General features: G+C 33.7%; 17 protein-coding genes and 2 tRNA genes. 10 read left to right on the top strand and 9 right to left on the bottom strand.

Going from position 1 to position 16025, the window contains the following annotated elements:
- Nucleotides 1–120: 120 nt before the first annotated feature.
- Genes IRZ83_RS10535 through IRZ83_RS10525 form a run of 3 tightly spaced genes read right to left on the bottom strand, consistent with a single transcriptional unit; the run spans nucleotide 121 to nucleotide 2247 of the window.
- Nucleotides 121–474 (bottom strand): carboxymuconolactone decarboxylase family protein, encoded by a 354-nt coding sequence (locus tag IRZ83_RS10535; RefSeq protein WP_029272156.1) that lies wholly within the window; start codon nucleotides 472–474, stop codon nucleotides 121–123.
- Nucleotides 467–1282 (bottom strand): twin-arginine translocase subunit TatC, encoded by an 816-nt coding sequence (gene tatC / locus IRZ83_RS10530; protein ID WP_029272157.1) that lies wholly within the window; start codon nucleotides 1280–1282, stop codon nucleotides 467–469. Before tatC ends, IRZ83_RS10535 begins: the two co-directional genes overlap by 8 nt.
- Nucleotides 1282–2247 carry an SIS domain-containing protein gene (locus tag IRZ83_RS10525; RefSeq protein ID WP_194568600.1) on the bottom strand — a complete coding sequence of 322 codons (966 nt, stop codon included), beginning with the start codon at nucleotides 2245–2247 and terminating at the stop codon, nucleotides 1282–1284. The genes tatC and IRZ83_RS10525 overlap by 1 nt, the downstream gene beginning before the upstream one ends.
- A gap of 87 nt (nucleotides 2248–2334) precedes the next feature.
- Between IRZ83_RS10525 and recQ the strand changes: the two genes are divergently transcribed.
- Nucleotides 2335–4530 carry a DNA helicase RecQ gene (recQ, locus tag IRZ83_RS10520; RefSeq protein ID WP_194568598.1) on the top strand — a complete coding sequence of 732 codons (2196 nt, stop codon included), beginning with the start codon at nucleotides 2335–2337 and terminating at the stop codon, nucleotides 4528–4530.
- 68 nt (nucleotides 4531–4598) lie between these two features.
- On the opposite strand, the gene IRZ83_RS10515 is transcribed toward recQ, so the two are convergent.
- On the bottom strand, nucleotides 4599–4838 hold the full coding sequence (locus IRZ83_RS10515) for a hypothetical protein (RefSeq protein ID WP_029272160.1): 240 nt from the start codon (nucleotides 4836–4838) through the stop codon (nucleotides 4599–4601).
- 166 nt (nucleotides 4839–5004) lie between these two features.
- On the opposite strand from IRZ83_RS10515, the gene IRZ83_RS10510 reads away from it, so the two are divergent.
- The gene (locus IRZ83_RS10510; RefSeq protein ID WP_194568596.1) at nucleotides 5005–6564 is read left to right on the top strand and encodes an NAD(P)/FAD-dependent oxidoreductase; all 1560 of its coding nucleotides are present in this window, start codon (nucleotides 5005–5007) and stop codon (nucleotides 6562–6564) included.
- 74 nt (nucleotides 6565–6638) lie between these two features.
- On the top strand, nucleotides 6639–7727 hold the full coding sequence (locus tag IRZ83_RS10505) for a hypothetical protein (protein ID WP_194568594.1): 1089 nt from the start codon (nucleotides 6639–6641) through the stop codon (nucleotides 7725–7727).
- 136 nt (nucleotides 7728–7863) lie between these two features.
- On the opposite strand, the gene IRZ83_RS10500 is transcribed toward IRZ83_RS10505, so the two are convergent.
- From IRZ83_RS10500 to msrB, 4 genes are all read right to left on the bottom strand, one after another.
- On the bottom strand, nucleotides 7864–8823 hold the full coding sequence (locus tag IRZ83_RS10500; RefSeq protein WP_194568592.1) for a quinone oxidoreductase family protein: 960 nt from the start codon (nucleotides 8821–8823) through the stop codon (nucleotides 7864–7866).
- A gap of 206 nt (nucleotides 8824–9029) precedes the next feature.
- A complete protein-coding gene (locus IRZ83_RS10495; RefSeq protein ID WP_194568590.1) occupies nucleotides 9030–10433 on the bottom strand; it encodes an aminopeptidase P N-terminal domain-containing protein in 1404 nt (467 codons plus the stop codon).
- 158 nt (nucleotides 10434–10591) lie between these two features.
- Nucleotides 10592–11200, bottom strand: coding sequence for a peptide-methionine (S)-S-oxide reductase MsrA (gene msrA, locus IRZ83_RS10490; RefSeq protein WP_194568588.1), 609 nt, complete (start codon nucleotides 11198–11200; stop codon nucleotides 10592–10594).
- Between the two features lie 7 nt (nucleotides 11201–11207).
- Nucleotides 11208–11765: a peptide-methionine (R)-S-oxide reductase MsrB gene (msrB, locus tag IRZ83_RS10485; RefSeq protein ID WP_194568586.1), complete on the bottom strand. Its 558-nt coding sequence runs from the start codon at nucleotides 11763–11765 to the stop codon at nucleotides 11208–11210.
- 295 nt (nucleotides 11766–12060) lie between these two features.
- On the opposite strand from msrB, the gene idi reads away from it, so the two are divergent.
- The 7 genes from idi to IRZ83_RS10450 all read left to right on the top strand — a co-directional run bounded on the left by idi (nucleotide 12061) and on the right by IRZ83_RS10450 (nucleotide 15169).
- Nucleotides 12061–12588, top strand: coding sequence for an isopentenyl-diphosphate Delta-isomerase (gene idi / locus IRZ83_RS10480; RefSeq protein ID WP_029272168.1), 528 nt, complete (start codon nucleotides 12061–12063; stop codon nucleotides 12586–12588).
- Between the two features lie 22 nt (nucleotides 12589–12610).
- A complete protein-coding gene (locus IRZ83_RS10475) occupies nucleotides 12611–13024 on the top strand; it encodes a 6-pyruvoyl trahydropterin synthase family protein (RefSeq protein ID WP_029272169.1) in 414 nt (137 codons plus the stop codon).
- Nucleotides 13025–13483, top strand: coding sequence for a peroxiredoxin (locus tag IRZ83_RS10470; protein WP_029272170.1), 459 nt, complete (start codon nucleotides 13025–13027; stop codon nucleotides 13481–13483). It abuts the gene before it with no gap.
- A gap of 61 nt (nucleotides 13484–13544) precedes the next feature.
- Nucleotides 13545–14513 carry a type I phosphomannose isomerase catalytic subunit gene (locus IRZ83_RS10465; RefSeq protein ID WP_194568584.1) on the top strand — a complete coding sequence of 323 codons (969 nt, stop codon included), beginning with the start codon at nucleotides 13545–13547 and terminating at the stop codon, nucleotides 14511–14513.
- A 56-nt stretch (nucleotides 14514–14569) separates the two neighbouring features.
- Nucleotides 14570–14836, top strand: a complete 267-nt coding sequence (locus tag IRZ83_RS10460; protein ID WP_026982865.1) for a hypothetical protein — start codon at nucleotides 14570–14572, stop codon at nucleotides 14834–14836.
- A gap of 78 nt (nucleotides 14837–14914) precedes the next feature.
- Nucleotides 14915–14988: transfer RNA gene (locus IRZ83_RS10455), tRNA-Thr, on the top strand.
- A gap of 107 nt (nucleotides 14989–15095) precedes the next feature.
- Nucleotides 15096–15169 (top strand) — tRNA-Thr (locus tag IRZ83_RS10450).
- 109 nt (nucleotides 15170–15278) lie between these two features.
- On the opposite strand, the gene IRZ83_RS10445 is transcribed toward IRZ83_RS10450, so the two are convergent.
- Nucleotides 15279–15995 (bottom strand): DUF4369 domain-containing protein, encoded by a 717-nt coding sequence (locus tag IRZ83_RS10445; protein ID WP_029272172.1) that lies wholly within the window; start codon nucleotides 15993–15995, stop codon nucleotides 15279–15281.
- Nucleotides 15996–16025: the final 30 nt, after the last annotated feature.

Raw genomic sequence — 16025 nt, 5'->3', positions numbered from 1 at the left:
AGTGAATCATAGAACTTATCTTATATCTTTAGAAGGGCAAAATAAGTTAAAATAAGTCAATCAATTAAAGGAATTAACATATCCTATTGAAATTATCTAATTGACTAATTATCTCATTCTCTAATTAGAAGCTTCCTCTTCAAGAGCTTCCCAGAATTCGTAAGCTCTTCTTAAATGTGGTACTACAATTGTTCCGCCTACAAGAGTTGCGATTCCCATTGCTTCCATCATTTCTTCTTTTGTAACGCCTTCTTTGTGGCTGGTTTCCAAGTGGTATTTTACGCAGTCATCACAACGTAAAACTGCAGAAGCTACCAATCCTAAAAGTTCTTTTGTTTTAACATCAAGAGCTCCAGCTGCGTATGCGTTTGTGTCAAGATTAAAAATTCGCTTTACAATTTTATTATTGTCAGCTAATAATTTTTCGTTCATTTTAGAACGGTAGTCGTTAAATTCTTTTACAATATCAGACATTTTCTTTCAATTTATTTTTATAAACAACCCTTGAGATAAGGATACTCACTTCGTAGATAATCAGCATTGGTATTGCTACAATTGTCTGGCTTACTACATCTGGAGGAGTTACGATTGCGGCAATAATTAGAATAATTATTACGGCATATTTCCAATATTTTCTTAAGAAAACAGGTGTTACTAATCCTAGTTTAGTTAAGAAATAAATGATGATTGGCAATTCAAAAAACAGTCCGCTGGCCAAAATACTTGTTTTAACCATTCCCATATAAGAATCTAATGTGAATTGATTTTTTACAACATCACTGACAGAGAAAGTTGCGACGAAATTTACAGACATCGGAATTACAACATAATAGCCAAATAAAACACCTAAGAAGAATAAAAGAGAAGAAGTGAAAATAAAAACTTTTGCATTTTTTCTTTCTTTCTCATATAAAGCAGGGCTGATAAACTTCCAAAGTTCCCATAAAATATAAGGAAAACTCAAGATGAAACCAGCTAAAAGGCACATCCAAACGAAGATATTTACCTGACCTTCCATTTCTGTATTCTGAATAATAAAATTCAATTCAGTAATACAAATACTTTCAGCGAAACCCAATTGATGTGATAGGTCGCAAAACCAAACATAAGTAAAAAAAGTAGGCCGTGTTGGGCCTAAAATCACTTCATCAAATAAATAATCACTAATAAAATAAGTAACAAATGCCATAATGCATATTGCAATTGTACTTCTAACTAACAACCATCTTAATTCTTCAAGATGGTCTAAAAATGACATCTCGCCAAGGTTTTTTTTTGCCATTATACGATTCCTTCTTTTAAAATGTCATGTAAATGTAATACTCCTTTGTACTCGCCGTTGTCAGCCACAATAAGCTGTGTTATTGAAAAATCTTCTAAAATATTTAAGGCATCAACCGCCATAGTTTCAGAAGATACTAATTTAGGATTTTTTGACATAATATCTTTTGCAGTTAAGTTCGCAATAGTATCTACGTCGTTTAGCATTCTTCGGATGTCTCCGTCTGTAATAATTCCGATAATTTTATTGTCTTCGATTACGGCTGTTACGCCCAATCTTTTTTCTGATATCTCAAAAATAGCTTTTTTGATTGAAGTATCCGGCGTAACCATTGGTTTTAACGAATGTTCAATCATATCTTTTACGCGAAGTAATAGTTTTTTTCCTAAAGCACCGCCCGGATGATAAACTGCAAAATCTTCGGGTTTAAAATCACGCATTTCCATCAAACAAACTGCAAGAGCATCACCCATAACAAGTTGCGCTGTTGTACTGTTTGTTGGAGCTAAATTTATAGGGCAGGCTTCCATGTCAACAGTAGTGTTCAAAACGTAATCTGAACCTTTAGCTAAAGAGGAAGTTATATTTCCTGTAATGGCAATTAAAATGTTTCCAAAACGTTTTAATAACGGAACTAAAACTTTGATTTCAGGACTGTTGCCGCTTTTTGAAATACAGATAATGATGTCTTCTTTTTGAATCATTCCTAAGTCGCCATGAATGGCTTCTGAGGCGTGCAAAAACATGGATGGTGTGCCTGTTGAGTTAAAAGTGGCTACCATTTTTTGAGCAATGATCGCGCTTTTTCCGATGCCGGTAACGATCAAACGACCTTTGGTTTCGTAAATGCGCTGGGTTGCTTCGTAGAAATTTTCGTCCAGAAAATCAATTAGTTTTGTAATTGCTTCACTTTCAGATAGTATGGTTTTTTTGGCGATCGCCAATATATTTTCTTTTGTGATCAAAACAGAATATTTAAAATTTGTATGTATAAAAGAAAGTTGTATCTTTATGTGTTGCAAATTTATACAAAATATCCATTAATATAAAGAATGAATTCAAACGAAATTGAAATACACAAGGAATTAAAGAAGTATTTCGGCTTTAGCCAATTTAAGGGCTTGCAAGAACAAGTCATTACGAGTATCTTAGGTAAGGGGAATACTTTTGTAATTATGCCAACTGGCGGTGGAAAGTCTCTTTGTTATCAATTGCCCGCTTTAATTCAGGACGGAACAGCTATTGTTGTTTCTCCGCTGATTGCTTTGATGAAAAATCAGGTCGATGCAATTCGAAGCCTTTCTTCAGAAAACGGAATTGCACATGTTTTAAATTCCTCTCTTACAAAAACAGAAATTGCCCAAGTAAAAAAAGATATTACTTCTGGTTTGACTAAACTTTTATATGTGGCGCCAGAATCTTTAACAAAAGAAGAATACGTTGCTTTTTTGCAAAGCGTGCCAATCTCTTTTGTGGCTATTGATGAAGCGCATTGTATTTCAGAATGGGGGCATGATTTTAGGCCGGAGTATAGAAATCTGAAAAATATTATAAAACAATTAGGTAAAGTACCAATTATTGGACTTACCGCAACTGCAACCCCAAAAGTTCAGGAAGATATTCTGAAAAATCTAGATATGTCTGATGCAAATACTTTTAAAGCATCATTCAACAGACCGAACTTGTACTATGAAGTTCGCACAAAAACGAAAAATATTGAGTCGGATATCATTCGATTTATCAAACAACATAAAGGCAAATCTGGAATTATTTATTGCTTAAGCCGTAAAAAAGTAGAGTCAATTGCCGAAGTTTTACAAGTTAACGGAATTAGCGCTGTTCCTTATCACGCAGGTTTAGATGCCAAAACGCGCGCCAAACATCAGGATATGTTTTTGATGGAAGATGTAGATGTTGTGGTCGCAACAATCGCCTTTGGAATGGGAATTGACAAGCCAGATGTTCGTTTTGTAATTCACCATGATATTCCAAAATCACTAGAAAGCTATTATCAAGAAACGGGTCGTGCCGGACGTGATGGAGGAGAAGGACATTGCCTTGCTTATTACTCTTATAAAGATGTAGAAAAGCTGGAAAAATTTATGTCTGGAAAACCAGTGGCTGAACAGGAAATTGGTTTTGCTCTTTTGCAGGAAGTTGTGGCTTACGCCGAAACCTCAATGTCGCGCAGAAAGTTCTTATTGCATTATTTTGGTGAAGAATTTGACAGCGAAACGGGCGAAGGTGCTGATATGGATGATAATGTTCGTAATCCTAAAAATAAGGTTGAAGCGCAGGATCAAGTTGTGAAATTGCTCGAAATTGTTCGCGATACCAAACATATTTACAAATCAAAAGAAATTGTGTTTACTTTAATAGGTCGTGTAAATGCAGTTATTAAAGCGCACAAAACAGACACACAATCGTTTTTTGGATCAGGTTCAGATCATGACGAAAAGTATTGGATGGCTTTGCTTCGACAAGTTCTTGTGGCAGGTTATCTATCTAAAGATATTGAAACGTATGGAGTTGTAAAAATCACGAAAGAAGGTTTGGACTTTATTAAAAATCCAGTTTCATTTACAATGTCTGAAGATCATGAATACAATGAATCTGAAGATGAGGCAATTGTAACAGCATCAAAATCATCAGGAACTGCTGATGAAGTTTTAATGGGAATGTTACGTGAACTTCGTAAAAAAGTAGCTAAAAAACTCGGAGTTCCTCCGTTTGTAGTTTTTCAAGATCCTTCTCTTGAAGACATGGCTTTAAAATATCCGATTACCTTAACGGAATTATTTAATATTCATGGTGTTGGTGAAGGAAAAGCTAAAAAATACGGTGGAGAATTTGCAGAATTAATCAATCGTTACGTAGAAGATAATGATATTATCCGCCCAGATGATTTAGTAGTAAAATCTACTGGAGTAAACTCTGCCAATAAACTTTATATTATTCAGAATATTGATAGAAAACTTCCTCTAAGTGATATCGCTTCGGCAAAAGGTCTTACGATGGATGCTTTGATTAAAGAAATGGAACAGATTGTTTACGCTGGAACCAAATTGAATATCAAATATTGGGTTGATGATATGCTCGATGATGATCAGCAAGAAGAAATTCACGATTATTTCATGGAATCAGAATCAGATAAAATCGAAGATGCTCTTAAAGAATTCGATGGCGATTATGATATTGATGAATTGCGATTGATGAGAATTAAATTTATTAGTGAAGTAGCTAACTAGTTATAAGTTAAATGTGAGATGTAAAATGTATTTTTCGATACATACATCTCACATTTTCATTTCACATCTTACTCAGAATAAACTTCCCCTCGATGCGGTTTCAAAGCATCTCTTACCTGAATCATATTTTCATCGGTAACCACCATAAAAGCAATTGCCTGCATGTCGTTTATGATTTTAAAACCCGTAATATTCAACGGAAGTTTTTCTATGACGATATATTCTTTCAAATGAATTTCATGATGCTCCGCAGTTTTTGCCGAAGCCGGACCACGAAAATCCCAAATCAGTTTTATTTTTCTAGACATTTTTCTTAAAGATGCAAAGGTTCAGAGGAGCAAAGGTACAAAGTCTTTTTCATGAAGATTAAAAATCTTTGCGCACTTTGCGGTTAATTATATAAAGTCATTTCAAAATAGTATTTTTGCATGTTCTTTTCATAGAAAGAAAAGCTAATTGAATAAATAAAATAAAATGCCAAGAGAACTTTTACTTCAGGTAACGCCAGAAATAGCGGCAAACGAATTGTTGCTTAAAGATTATTTGTCTAAACAAATTAAAGTTTCTCTACAGGAAATACAACATATTTCTATTTTAAAACGATCTATTGATGCGCGTCAAAAAGCGATAAAAATCAATTTGAAAGTTATTATATATTTAAAAGGAGAACAATTTCAGGAAACTAAAATAGAACTTCCTAATTATAAAGATGTTTCTTCGTCTCAGGAAGTGATTGTGGTTGGTGCAGGACCAGCCGGACTTTTCGCAGCTTTACAATTAATCGAATTAGGCTTAAAGCCAATTGTAATCGAACGCGGAAAAGACGTTCGCGGGCGCCGCCGAGATTTAAAAGCAATTAACGTTGATCACTTAGTCAATGAAGATTCTAATTACTGTTTTGGAGAAGGCGGAGCTGGAACTTATTCTGACGGAAAATTATATACACGTTCTAAAAAACGTGGCGATGTTACCAGAATTTTAGAACTTCTTGTAGCTTTTGGAGCTTCAGAAGATATTTTGATTGAAGCGCATCCGCACATCGGAACTAATAAACTGCCAAAAATCATTGAAGATATTCGAAATAAAATCATCGAATTTGGCGGTCAGGTTTTGTTTGATACACGCGTGACTGATATTTTGGTTAAGAATAACGAAGTCGAAGGAATCGTTACTCAAAACGGAGACAAGATTCTTTCTAATAAATTGATATTAGCAACGGGACATTCTGCTCGTGATATTTTTGAATTATTAGATAAAAAGAAAATTTTTATTGAAGCCAAACCTTTTGCTTTAGGCGTTCGTGCAGAGCATTCACAAGAACTGATCGACAGTATTCAATACAGTTGTGATTATCGTGGCGAACATTTGCCGCCAGCGCCATATTCTATTGTAAAACAAGTTAATGGCCGCGGAATGTATTCGTTTTGTATGTGTCCGGGTGGTGTAATCGCGCCTTGTGCAACAAGTCCGGGCGAAGTAGTTACAAACGGCTGGTCACCATCAAAAAGAGATCAGGCAACCGCAAATTCTGGAATTGTGATCGAATTGAAATTGGAAGATTTTAAACCTTTTGCAAAATTTGGTGCCTTGGCCGGAATGGAATTTCAAAAAAGTATTGAACAAAAAGCGTGGCATTTAGCGGGACAAACTCAAAAAGTTCCGGCACAACGAATGATCGATTTTACCCAGAATAAAGTATCAGCAGATATTCCAAAAACTTCTTATGTTCCGGGAACAACTTCGGTTGAAATGGGGCAGGTTTTTCCTGGATTTTTATCTCAGATTTTACGAGAAGGTTTTAAAGAATTCGGAAAATCAATGCGCGGTTATTTAACTAACGAAGCGATTTTACACGCTCCGGAAAGCAGAACTTCATCTCCAGTTAGAATTCCGAGAGATCCGATAACTTATGAGCATTTGCAAATAAAAGGTTTATATCCGTGTGGAGAAGGTGCCGGGTATGCCGGTGGCATTATTTCTGCAGCAATCGATGGTGAAAAATGCGCTTTGATGATTGCTGAGACTTTGAAATAATCTAAAATCGCAACTTTTTATTAATTGGAATATGTTATATTTAATTTAAAAAATTAATCCGGTAATATAATCCAATGGCAAACTTCTTTTCTAATTTATTTGGCAGAAACAATGATCCAAAATCCATTATTTCTTTTGATATTATAGATTCAATTTATTCCCATTTGTATAATGTGCAGGGAAGTCTTGAATTTAAGGTGAAAGGCATTTACGACAATGTTGTGGTCAATCTTTTTTACTTTCCAGGCTCTTTTGATCATGAAGAAGGCAAAGCCGAAATTGAAAAAGCAGGTTTTAAAAATTCCTACGAAGTTTTAAACGAACTTTATAAAAAGATTGATATTGGTATTCTTTCTGAAGAAATAATGCAGGAAGGTCTGGAGTATGATTTTATTCATATTCAGTTTTATTCAGAGCCAAGTGCTGAAATGAAAAAGTATTTTAACCGTGTTTTAAATAATTTCATTATAATATTTTGCTGTACCAATAGTTTAGAAACAAACGATTTTAAAATTTTATATTCAAGCAGTCATTTTATAGATTATACTAAAGGATTGTTAGATACCCAATTGCTTGATATAAATAAACCTAAAAATGAAACACAGGAAATTGGAATCAAGGATTTTAAAATTGTATTACAGGGAATCTGCCAATATATAAACATAGAAATTCCAGAAACTATTGAACTTCCTTCATCAGAAAATTTAATAGAAAATGAAGAAGTTACGATAGAAACTTTTGAGGAGTTTATGAAATTGGTTTCGAGAGGAAATATCGAAGAAAAAGAACTTAAAAAACAATCGAAAAAGCTTTTTAAAGATTTTAAAAAAGAGACAAAAGACTACTATGAAAAAGTCGAAGGTCATTTTGATTTCTTCGAAAGCATCGATGCTTGGAACAGCGACTGGAAATTTGATCCCGAAGATGCTGAATATTTTATTTCTGAAATGGTAGGCGCGGATTTAAACTTTGACTATCCGGAAGAAACGTATAGTCATGATTTGTTCCCTTACATTCAATCGGCTTTAGAAAAACAAAATCTCGAATTAATGACTTATGATACGCACGGAGATAATTATTTATTCTTTATTGCTAATAAAGATGATGTGGAAAGAATTTTAGAATTATCTGAATTGACTAAGATTGAGATAAATCAATTGTAGTTGATGTTTTGTCATCCTGACGAAGGAAGGATCACACAAGTAATTCGACAAAGATTAAGATATTCATTGCGGAGTTTCTAGTGTGATCCTTCCTTCGTCATGATGACAAGATTGTGCTGAAAACTGAAACCTACAATTACGGAATCAAAATAATCTTCCCTGTACTTTTTCTGCTTTCCAGATAATCATGCGCCAATTTTCCTTCTGATAATTTGAAAGAAGTGGGTTCTGAAAGTTTTATTTTTCCCTCAATAATCCAATTAAATAATTGATTTGATCTTTTGATTCTTTCTTCTTTTGAATTTAAATAACTCCATAAATCGCCTCCGGTTAAAGTTTTAGAACCGTCCATCAGCATTCTCGGATCTACAGGTGAAGGATCACCGCCCGCCATTCCGAAGAAAACAACTTGACCGCATTCTTTTGTAACTTCAAAACTTTCCATCAAAGTACTTCCTATGCTGTCGTAAACGACATCAACGCCATTTTTATTAATTTTAAAAACTTCTGATTTCCAATCATCATTATACAAAAATACATGATCAGCACCTTGTTCGTAAGCGACTTTTGCTTTGTCTGACGATGAGGTTAAACCAATAATGTTGGCTCCTAAAAGTTTGCTAATTTGTGTTAGAATCTGACCAACGCCGCCGGCAACGGCATGAATTAATATTGTTTCGCCTTCTTTAGTTTTGTGACTGTCAGTGGCTAAATAATGAGCTGTTAAGCCTTGTAATAAAATAGAGGCTCCAGTCTCGAAAGAAATGGCATCTGGTAAAGGCAAGACGTGATTTGTATTGACTGCAACTAATTCTGCATTGGCGAAAGGAACATCGGCAAAAGCCACTCGGTCACCCACTTTGTATTCAGAATGATTATTGGCATCGACTACAATTCCAGCGCCCTCGTAACCGGCAATAAAAGGCGGATTTCCTTTTAAATGATAATTTCCTTTTCGTCTGTAAACATCTGCAAAATTTAATCCGATGGCTTTCATCTCGACTAAAATTTCATCTTTTTTTAATTGCGGATTAGGGATTTCTATATATTCTAAAACATTTGAATCTCCAAAAGAAGAGAAGGTAAGTGCTTTCATTTTTTAGTATTTTTAAGAAAGCAAAGTTCGTGAAAAATTATTTGCAGTTTGAAAAGCTTTTGCTAAAACTGCCTAAAAAAACCTCGATTCTAATAGAAGCGAGGTTTGTATTTTTTTTGCCACAGATTAAAAGATTAAAAAGATTTTTTTAGAAATTTAGTAATAGAATCTGCAGAAAACCTTTTAATCTTTGGTAAAAAGGACAATTATATTTTAGGGAATTTCATGTCGTTGAAAGTACTTTTTTGTTTGGCTAAAGCTTCAATATCTTGCCATTTTCTTGGAGATTCTGCAGAAAGATTTTCGTATGAATCTTTTTTAATGGCAATATCATCCTCAATACGAACGCCAATATTCCACCATTTTTTATCACATTTACTGTTTGCCGGAATGTAGATTCCTGGCTCCACTGTCAAGATCATATTTTCTTTTAATGTACCCGTGTAATTTCCTTTGTCATGAACATCTAAACCAAGAAAATGCGAACAGCCGTGCGGATAATAAATTCTCGCATCTTTAGGATCTGTAATGATTCCGAGTTTGATTAAGCCCGCAGCAATAACTTCTCTTGATCTTTTATTCAAATCTTGAATGGGAGTTCCTTCTTTACAGATTTTAAAAACTTCTTCCTGAGCTTCATAAACCAATTGATAAATTGCCTTTTGCTCTTCAGTAAATTTTCCGTTTGCTGGAATTGTTCTGGTAACATCCGCAGAGTAACCGTGATATTCAGATCCAACATCCATTAATAATAACTGATTGTCCATTTTTGTAGCGCTGTTTTCTCCGTAATGTAAAATACAGCCATTCGCTCCAGCTCCAACAATCGGAGGATAACCTTCGTCTTCAGCACCGTATTTTCTGTGAATGTAAGCGTGAATTCCGTCAGCTTCGTTTTCACTCATATCAGGACCAACCGCTTTCATAACTTCATTATGTGCAACACACGAAAGTTTAACAGTTTTACGCATTAACTCCATTTCTTCAGGCGTTTTTATTTCGCGAAGAGAATTGGTAATATTTGTAAATAAATCTATAGATGCTTCATTTTCTGTAGTAATTCCGGCTTTGCTTTTGAAACTTTGAAGCAATCCAAAAAGATCAAAACCACTTTTATTTCCTTCAAGATCTGTTGGAATTTTGTCGTAAATGATTTTGTCAAATTTTTTAAGATCGATGGCAAAAGCATTAAAATCATTACCATTGTAAACGGTAGAAAAACCAAGTTTAGATTTAGCACCTTCGACTCCTAAACGCCTTCCTGTCCACATTTCTTTTCCTGCATTTCGTTCTCTCACAAAAAGCACTTCATTATATTTTTCAGTACCCTGTGCTTCTTTAAAAAGCAATAAAACAGCATCTGCTTCTTTGTATCCAGTTAAGTAAAACATATCGGGATTTTGATGATAATTGTAATTGATGTCTTTTGAGAAAACTCGCTCCGGATATGAAAAAATTACAGCTACAGAATTAGCAGGCATTAAATTTCTAAAAGCTTCTCTTCTGCCTTTGTGAAATTCTTTTGAAAGATAATCTGTAGGCAAATTTTCTTGAGAATGAACTTGAGAAACAGTAATTAAGAAGGCAAATAATAAAAGAAATTGCTTCATTTTTTGTGGTTTTTTATTGATTATTTTAGTTTTTTGATCATCGCAAATTACAAAAAATATGAATTGCTAATTTTAGAAAAAAAAGTTCGCGGGAATTGTATAAAAAAAACCGTCCATAAAAATGGACGGCAAGAGTAATTGACAATTAATATTAACCACTATTTCTTTTTGAGTTTGTCTTTAAAGACTTTCTCGAATTTTTCTAATTTAGGCTGAATTACCATTTTGCAATAGGGTTGGCTTTTATTGTTTGCATAATAATTCTGATGATAATCTTCGGCTTTATAGAATACTTTAAAAGGTTCAACTTTTGTAACTATTGGACTATTGTAGACTTTTGCTTTGTTAAGTTCGGCAATAATGCTTTCGGCTGCTTTTTTCTGTTCTTCATTTTTATAAAAAATTACAGAACGATATTGTGTGCCAACATCCGCCCCTTGTCTGTTTAAGGTTGTTGGGTCGTGAACAGTAAAAAATACTTGAAATATTTCATTAATATCGGTTACGTTTTTATCGTACGTTATTTGAACAACTTCGGCGTGTCCGGTTGTTCCTGTGCAAACTTCTTCGTAAGTTGGGTTTGCAACTTTTCCTCCAGAGAAACCTGAAACAACAGATTTTACGCCGTTTAAATTTTCATACACAGCTTCAACGCACCAATAACAGCCTCCTCCAACTGTTATTGTTTCTAAATTTGGCGCTTTTTTATTTTGAGAAAATCCGTTTAAGGATAAAGTTAAAAAACAGATTAAAAGTATATTTTTCATTTGTAAATTATTTTTGAGAATCAGGAATAAAATCTAGAGCAATCGAGTTCATGCAGTAACGTTTTCCGGTTGGTTCCGGACCGTCGTCGAACAAATGTCCTAAATGTCCGCCACAACGTCCGCAAAGCGCTTCAATTCTTTCCATACCGAGTGAATTATCATTTTTATAAACTACGCTTTTTTTATTGTCTTGTTCAAAAAAACTTGGCCATCCGCAGCTGCTTGAAAATTTAGCTCCAGATCTAAAAAGTTTGTTTCCGCAAGAAGCGCAATAGTAGGTTCCTTTTTCGTCAGTGTTCCAATATTTTCCTGTAAAAGGTCTTTCGGTATCAGCTTCGCGCATCACCGCGTAAACATCCTCCGGCAATACTTTTTTCCATTCTGCATCGCTTACATTTAGTTTCGTTGTATCAGTATTAGAATAATAAGGATTTCCGGGTTTATCGATTTTGTTTTCCATCACAATTGTTTTGGTTTGTTCTTTTTTAGGGTTTTGTCCGCATGCCTGCAAAATAAAAAGCGGGATTAAAAAGCAAAGGCTGAAAATTTTGTTTTTTGTTTTCATGATTTTATTAGGCTTTAATTCTGAATCTCAAAGATACAACGAGAGTTGGTCTATTGGTAGAGTATAATTTACAATTCAGATTTTTTTAAGTATGATTTAACGTTTTCTTATTTACGTAAAAGAGATAGGTTTAGTTTTTAAGGCTTGTTTTTAAAGGTTTTTATAAATAAAACTAGGATTAACTTTTTGAATATAAGTTGTTTATGATCTTTGAATCTCGTTAAACTTTTCACAATCTTTTCTAGGATTTTCAAGCCATTTCTTTTTTCGTATTTTTGTTTGTTCAATAAGCCTTATGATAGAAGAAAACGTAATATTAGTTAATCAAAAAGATGAGCAAATTGGCTTGATGCCAAAATTAGAAGCACATGAAAAAGCACTTTTGCATCGCGCTTTTTCAGTCTTCATATTAAATAGTAAAAACGAAATCATGCTCCAGCAGCGTGCACATCAAAAATATCATTCGCCTTTGCTTTGGACGAATACTTGTTGCAGCCACCAGCGAGAAGGAGAAACAAATATTGAAGCAGGAAGCCGAAGATTGTTTGAAGAAATGGGTTTTAAAACTGAATTGAAAGAACTTTTTCATTTTATTTATAAAGCACCTTTTGATAACGGTTTGACAGAGCACGAACTTGATCATGTTATGATTGGATATTACAATGAGAATCCGAACATAAATTTAGATGAAGTAGAAGCTTGGAAATGGATGAAGATTGAAGATGTAAAAAAAGATATTGATAAACAGCCCGAAATTTATACTGTGTGGTTCAAAATAATATTTGATGAATTCTATCATTATTTAGAAGACCATAAGATTTAAAACCTACTAACCAAAAACCTAAATGAAAGTAACCATATCAAGAAAAGCACATTTTAATGCTGCACATCGACTGCACAGGAAGGATTGGACATTTGAAAAAAACGATGCTGTTTTTGGAAAATGCAACAATCCTAATTTTCACGGTCATAACTATGGTTTAACAGTAAGTGTTACAGGAAAAATTGACCCGGAAACTGGTTTTGTTTTAGATGTGAAAGTATTAGCGGATATTATACGTGAAGAAGTAGAAGTACCGTTTGATCACAAAAATCTGAATCTGGATGTTCCGGAATTTCAAGATTTAAATCCGACAGCTGAAAATATTGCCGTTGTGATATGGAATAAAATTAAAAAAAGAATTCATCCCGATTTTAACTTAGAAATCGTACTGAATGAAACGGACCGCAATTTTGTAACTTATAAAGGAGAAGAATAAATGTCATTAAAAATAGGAGATATAGTTCCGAATTTTACTGCTAAAGATAGTCACGGAGAAATTTTTGAAAGCAAAAGTGTTTTAGGTCGAAAGCCTCTAGTGATTTATTTTTACCCAAAAGACAATACCCCTGGCTGTACTACTGAAGCCTGCAGTTTTCGTGATCAATACGAAGACTTTAAAGATTTAGGAGCAGAAGTCATCGGGATTAGCAGTGACAGTGTCAAATCGCACAATAAATTTGCCAATAAACATAAACTGCCTTTCATTTTATTATCAGATCAAGATAAAAGATTAAGACACCTTTTTGGAGTCCGCGATACTTTATTTGGACTTTTGCCAGGAAGAGTAACGTATGTTATTGATAAAAATGGCGTCGTGATTTATATTTTTGACAGTATGAATGCTGCAAAACATATTTCGAAAGCACTTGAAACAATTAAAGAATTGGTACTGTAAATTAAAGAAATAGTAGTACCTTTTTGTTTATTAAATTAAAATATTAGCCTAAACTTAAAATATGAAACCAAATTTATACCCGTTACAATTTGATCCCATCCTTAAAGAAAGAATCTGGGGAGGAGAAAAACTTAAAACAATTTTAAACAAACCTATTACGTCTAAAATTACAGGCGAAAGCTGGGAATTATCTACTGTCGAAGGAGATGTAAGTACCGTTGCAAACGGAGTTTTGAAAGGAAAATCATTGATGGAACTTATTGATGAAACACCAAATGAAATTCTAGGAACTGAAGTTTACAAACGTTTCGGAAAGCAATTTCCATTGCTTTTTAAATATTTAGATGCCCGCGAAGATCTTTCTATACAAGTTCACCCGAATGATAAACTAGCAAAAGAGCGTCATAATTCTTTTGGTAAGACTGAGATGTGGTATGTGATGCAAGCTGATGCTGATTCTAGAATTATTGTTGGTTTTAAAGAAAATTCAAGTAAAGAAGAATATTTAAAACATTTACATGATAATACACTTGTTTCGATTTTAGATGATGTGAAAGCAAAATCAGGTGACGTTTTCTTTTTAGAAACAGGAACTGTTCATGCTATTGGTGCAGGTTTAGTTGTTGCTGAAATTCAGCAGACATCTGATATTACATATCGTTTATACGATTTTGACAGAGTAGATGCTCAAGGAAATAAAAGAGAACTGCATGTTGATTTGGCACTTGATGCAATTAATTATAATAAAGTACATACTCAAAAAAAATACGAAACAAAAACGAATACTTCAAATGCAGTAGTTGATTGTCCTTATTTTACAACGAATTTTATTCCGTTAGAAGGAAAGGACGAAGTTTCTAAATCTGGAGAAACGTTTACAGTTTATATGTGTATTGAAGGAAGTTTTGAAATTGAATTTGACGGATTCAAACAAACCTATAGTAAAGGTGATACTGTTTTGGTTCCAGCTGCGATAAATGCATTTATTTTAAGCGGAAAAGCTTCAATTTTAGAAATTTACATTTCATAGCGCGTAATCTAAAGATTATGTGTACTTTTGCAGACGCAAATTAAAATTAAAATAAAATGGCAAACGTTAAAAATTTAAAAAAAGACATCAACTTCGTATTAGGAGATATTATTGAGGCAATTTACTTATTCGAAATGTCTACAACAGGAAATCCTACTCCAGAAACGAATGCTTTGATCGATCAAGCTATTGCTGCATTTGATACTTTGATCACAAAAGTGAATGCTAAAAACGTTGAAAACAAAAAAGCACACTTCAAACAAATCAATGTTGAATTGGAAGAAACTGCTAATCAATTGATTGCTAAAATCAACGAATTGTAAGCGAAAAAAAGTATAAAAAAGTGCAAATTTATTTTGGTAAAACGAAAAACCGCTTTATATTTGCACCCGTAATGAGTCGCCAGCGTAGCTCAGTTGGCTAGAGCAGCTGATTTGTAATCAGCAGGTCGTGGGTTCGAGTCCCTCCGCCGGCTCAACATAAAACCATCACTTTTAGTGGTGGTTTTTTTATTTGAAATAAGAGGTAAATTTATTTTGGAAAATACAAAAAACCATTTTATATTTGCACCCGTAATGAGTCGCCAGCGTAGCTCAGTTGGCTAGAGCAGCTGATTTGTAATCAGCAGGTCGTGGGTTCGAGTCCCTCCGCCGGCTCAACGTAAAACCATCACTTTTTAGTGGTGGTTTTTTTTTTGGAATAATTAAAAAAAACATAAAAAAAATCCCTGAAGTATTCAGGGATTTTTTTTATGTGATAGGAAAACTATTTCTGTTCTTGCTTTTTAATGTCAGCAACATACTTTGTTAGTTTCTTTCCGTAAAGGGATTGCGCTACTTTTGGAGTCATCGATTTTTGAATAGTATCTAAAAATTTGATATTAATATCGTAAATCTCTGCTAAAGCAATATAAGGTGCAATTTCGTGGTCTTTATTGTTTAATGCAAAGTTTGTAGCGAACAAATATTTTCTTTTGATATTAGCCTCCTCTTTTGCGACGATGCTGTCAACTGCTTTTTGATCTTGTCTTTTGATCGCCTTAAATTTTGGTTCTACCAAAGAAAGGTTTTCATCATTAAAACGAGTATTTATTTTTTTAAATTGCTCATATAATTCTTGATTTTTAGATCCTGTAATTTTGGCACCATAGATAAAGTTATCTAGATTGGTTTCAATAGTAATATTTCCAGGTTCAGCGAAGAATAAAATATTATTGTCTAAAGAATTGCTCACACCGCGGTCTAGAAATAAATAAAGCATTTCTGGAGATTCTAATTTAATATCGCGCTCAAACGTAGAGTTTCCGTCGATTTTAATACTGTCAATAGCAACAAGTGCTGTATCAACAATTCTTTGAATATATAAAGTTCCGTTTTTTAATCCTTTTATATTTCCGGTAATGTGCAAATTGTCAGCAGATTCTTTTTTGCTGCAAGAAGCTAATAGTGCAAGTGCAACAAAGGCAATAATTGATTTTTTCATTGGTTTTTAGATTTTGGTGCAAAATAAAGA

Source organism: Flavobacterium sp. JLP, assembly GCF_015350755.1.
In the GTDB taxonomy this organism is placed as follows: Bacteria; Bacteroidota; Bacteroidia; order Flavobacteriales; family Flavobacteriaceae; genus Flavobacterium.
Note: the sequence above shows the minus strand (reverse complement) of the source record. Positions and strands in the feature narration are given on the sequence as shown.

What these genes read in the sequence shown, in the direction of transcription:
- IRZ83_RS10535 (WP_029272156.1), bottom strand. Translation starts at nt 474, where the DNA reads ATGTCTGATATTGTAAAAGAATTTAACGACTACCGTTCTAAAATGAAC.
- msrA (WP_194568588.1), bottom strand. Translation starts at nt 11,200, where the DNA reads ATGAAAAATATACTTTTAATCTGTTTTTTAACTTTATCCTTAAACGGA.
- IRZ83_RS10495 (WP_194568590.1), bottom strand. Translation starts at nt 10,433, where the DNA reads ATGAAGCAATTTCTTTTATTATTTGCCTTCTTAATTACTGTTTCTCAA.
- IRZ83_RS10505 (WP_194568594.1), top strand. Translation starts at nt 6,639, where the DNA reads ATGGCAAACTTCTTTTCTAATTTATTTGGCAGAAACAATGATCCAAAA.
- tatC (WP_029272157.1), bottom strand. Translation starts at nt 1,282, where the DNA reads ATGGCAAAAAAAAACCTTGGCGAGATGTCATTTTTAGACCATCTTGAA.
- IRZ83_RS10460 (WP_026982865.1), top strand. Translation starts at nt 14,570, where the DNA reads ATGGCAAACGTTAAAAATTTAAAAAAAGACATCAACTTCGTATTAGGA.
- recQ (WP_194568598.1), top strand. Translation starts at nt 2,335, where the DNA reads ATGAATTCAAACGAAATTGAAATACACAAGGAATTAAAGAAGTATTTC.
- msrB (WP_194568586.1), bottom strand. Translation starts at nt 11,765, where the DNA reads ATGAAAACAAAAAACAAAATTTTCAGCCTTTGCTTTTTAATCCCGCTT.
- IRZ83_RS10465 (WP_194568584.1), top strand. Translation starts at nt 13,545, where the DNA reads ATGAAACCAAATTTATACCCGTTACAATTTGATCCCATCCTTAAAGAA.
- IRZ83_RS10510 (WP_194568596.1), top strand. Translation starts at nt 5,005, where the DNA reads ATGCCAAGAGAACTTTTACTTCAGGTAACGCCAGAAATAGCGGCAAAC.
- idi (WP_029272168.1), top strand. Translation starts at nt 12,061, where the DNA reads ATGATAGAAGAAAACGTAATATTAGTTAATCAAAAAGATGAGCAAATT.
- IRZ83_RS10475 (WP_029272169.1), top strand. Translation starts at nt 12,611, where the DNA reads ATGAAAGTAACCATATCAAGAAAAGCACATTTTAATGCTGCACATCGA.
- IRZ83_RS10470 (WP_029272170.1), top strand. Translation starts at nt 13,025, where the DNA reads ATGTCATTAAAAATAGGAGATATAGTTCCGAATTTTACTGCTAAAGAT.
- IRZ83_RS10445 (WP_029272172.1), bottom strand. Translation starts at nt 15,995, where the DNA reads ATGAAAAAATCAATTATTGCCTTTGTTGCACTTGCACTATTAGCTTCT.
- IRZ83_RS10515 (WP_029272160.1), bottom strand. Translation starts at nt 4,838, where the DNA reads ATGTCTAGAAAAATAAAACTGATTTGGGATTTTCGTGGTCCGGCTTCG.
- IRZ83_RS10500 (WP_194568592.1), bottom strand. Translation starts at nt 8,823, where the DNA reads ATGAAAGCACTTACCTTCTCTTCTTTTGGAGATTCAAATGTTTTAGAA.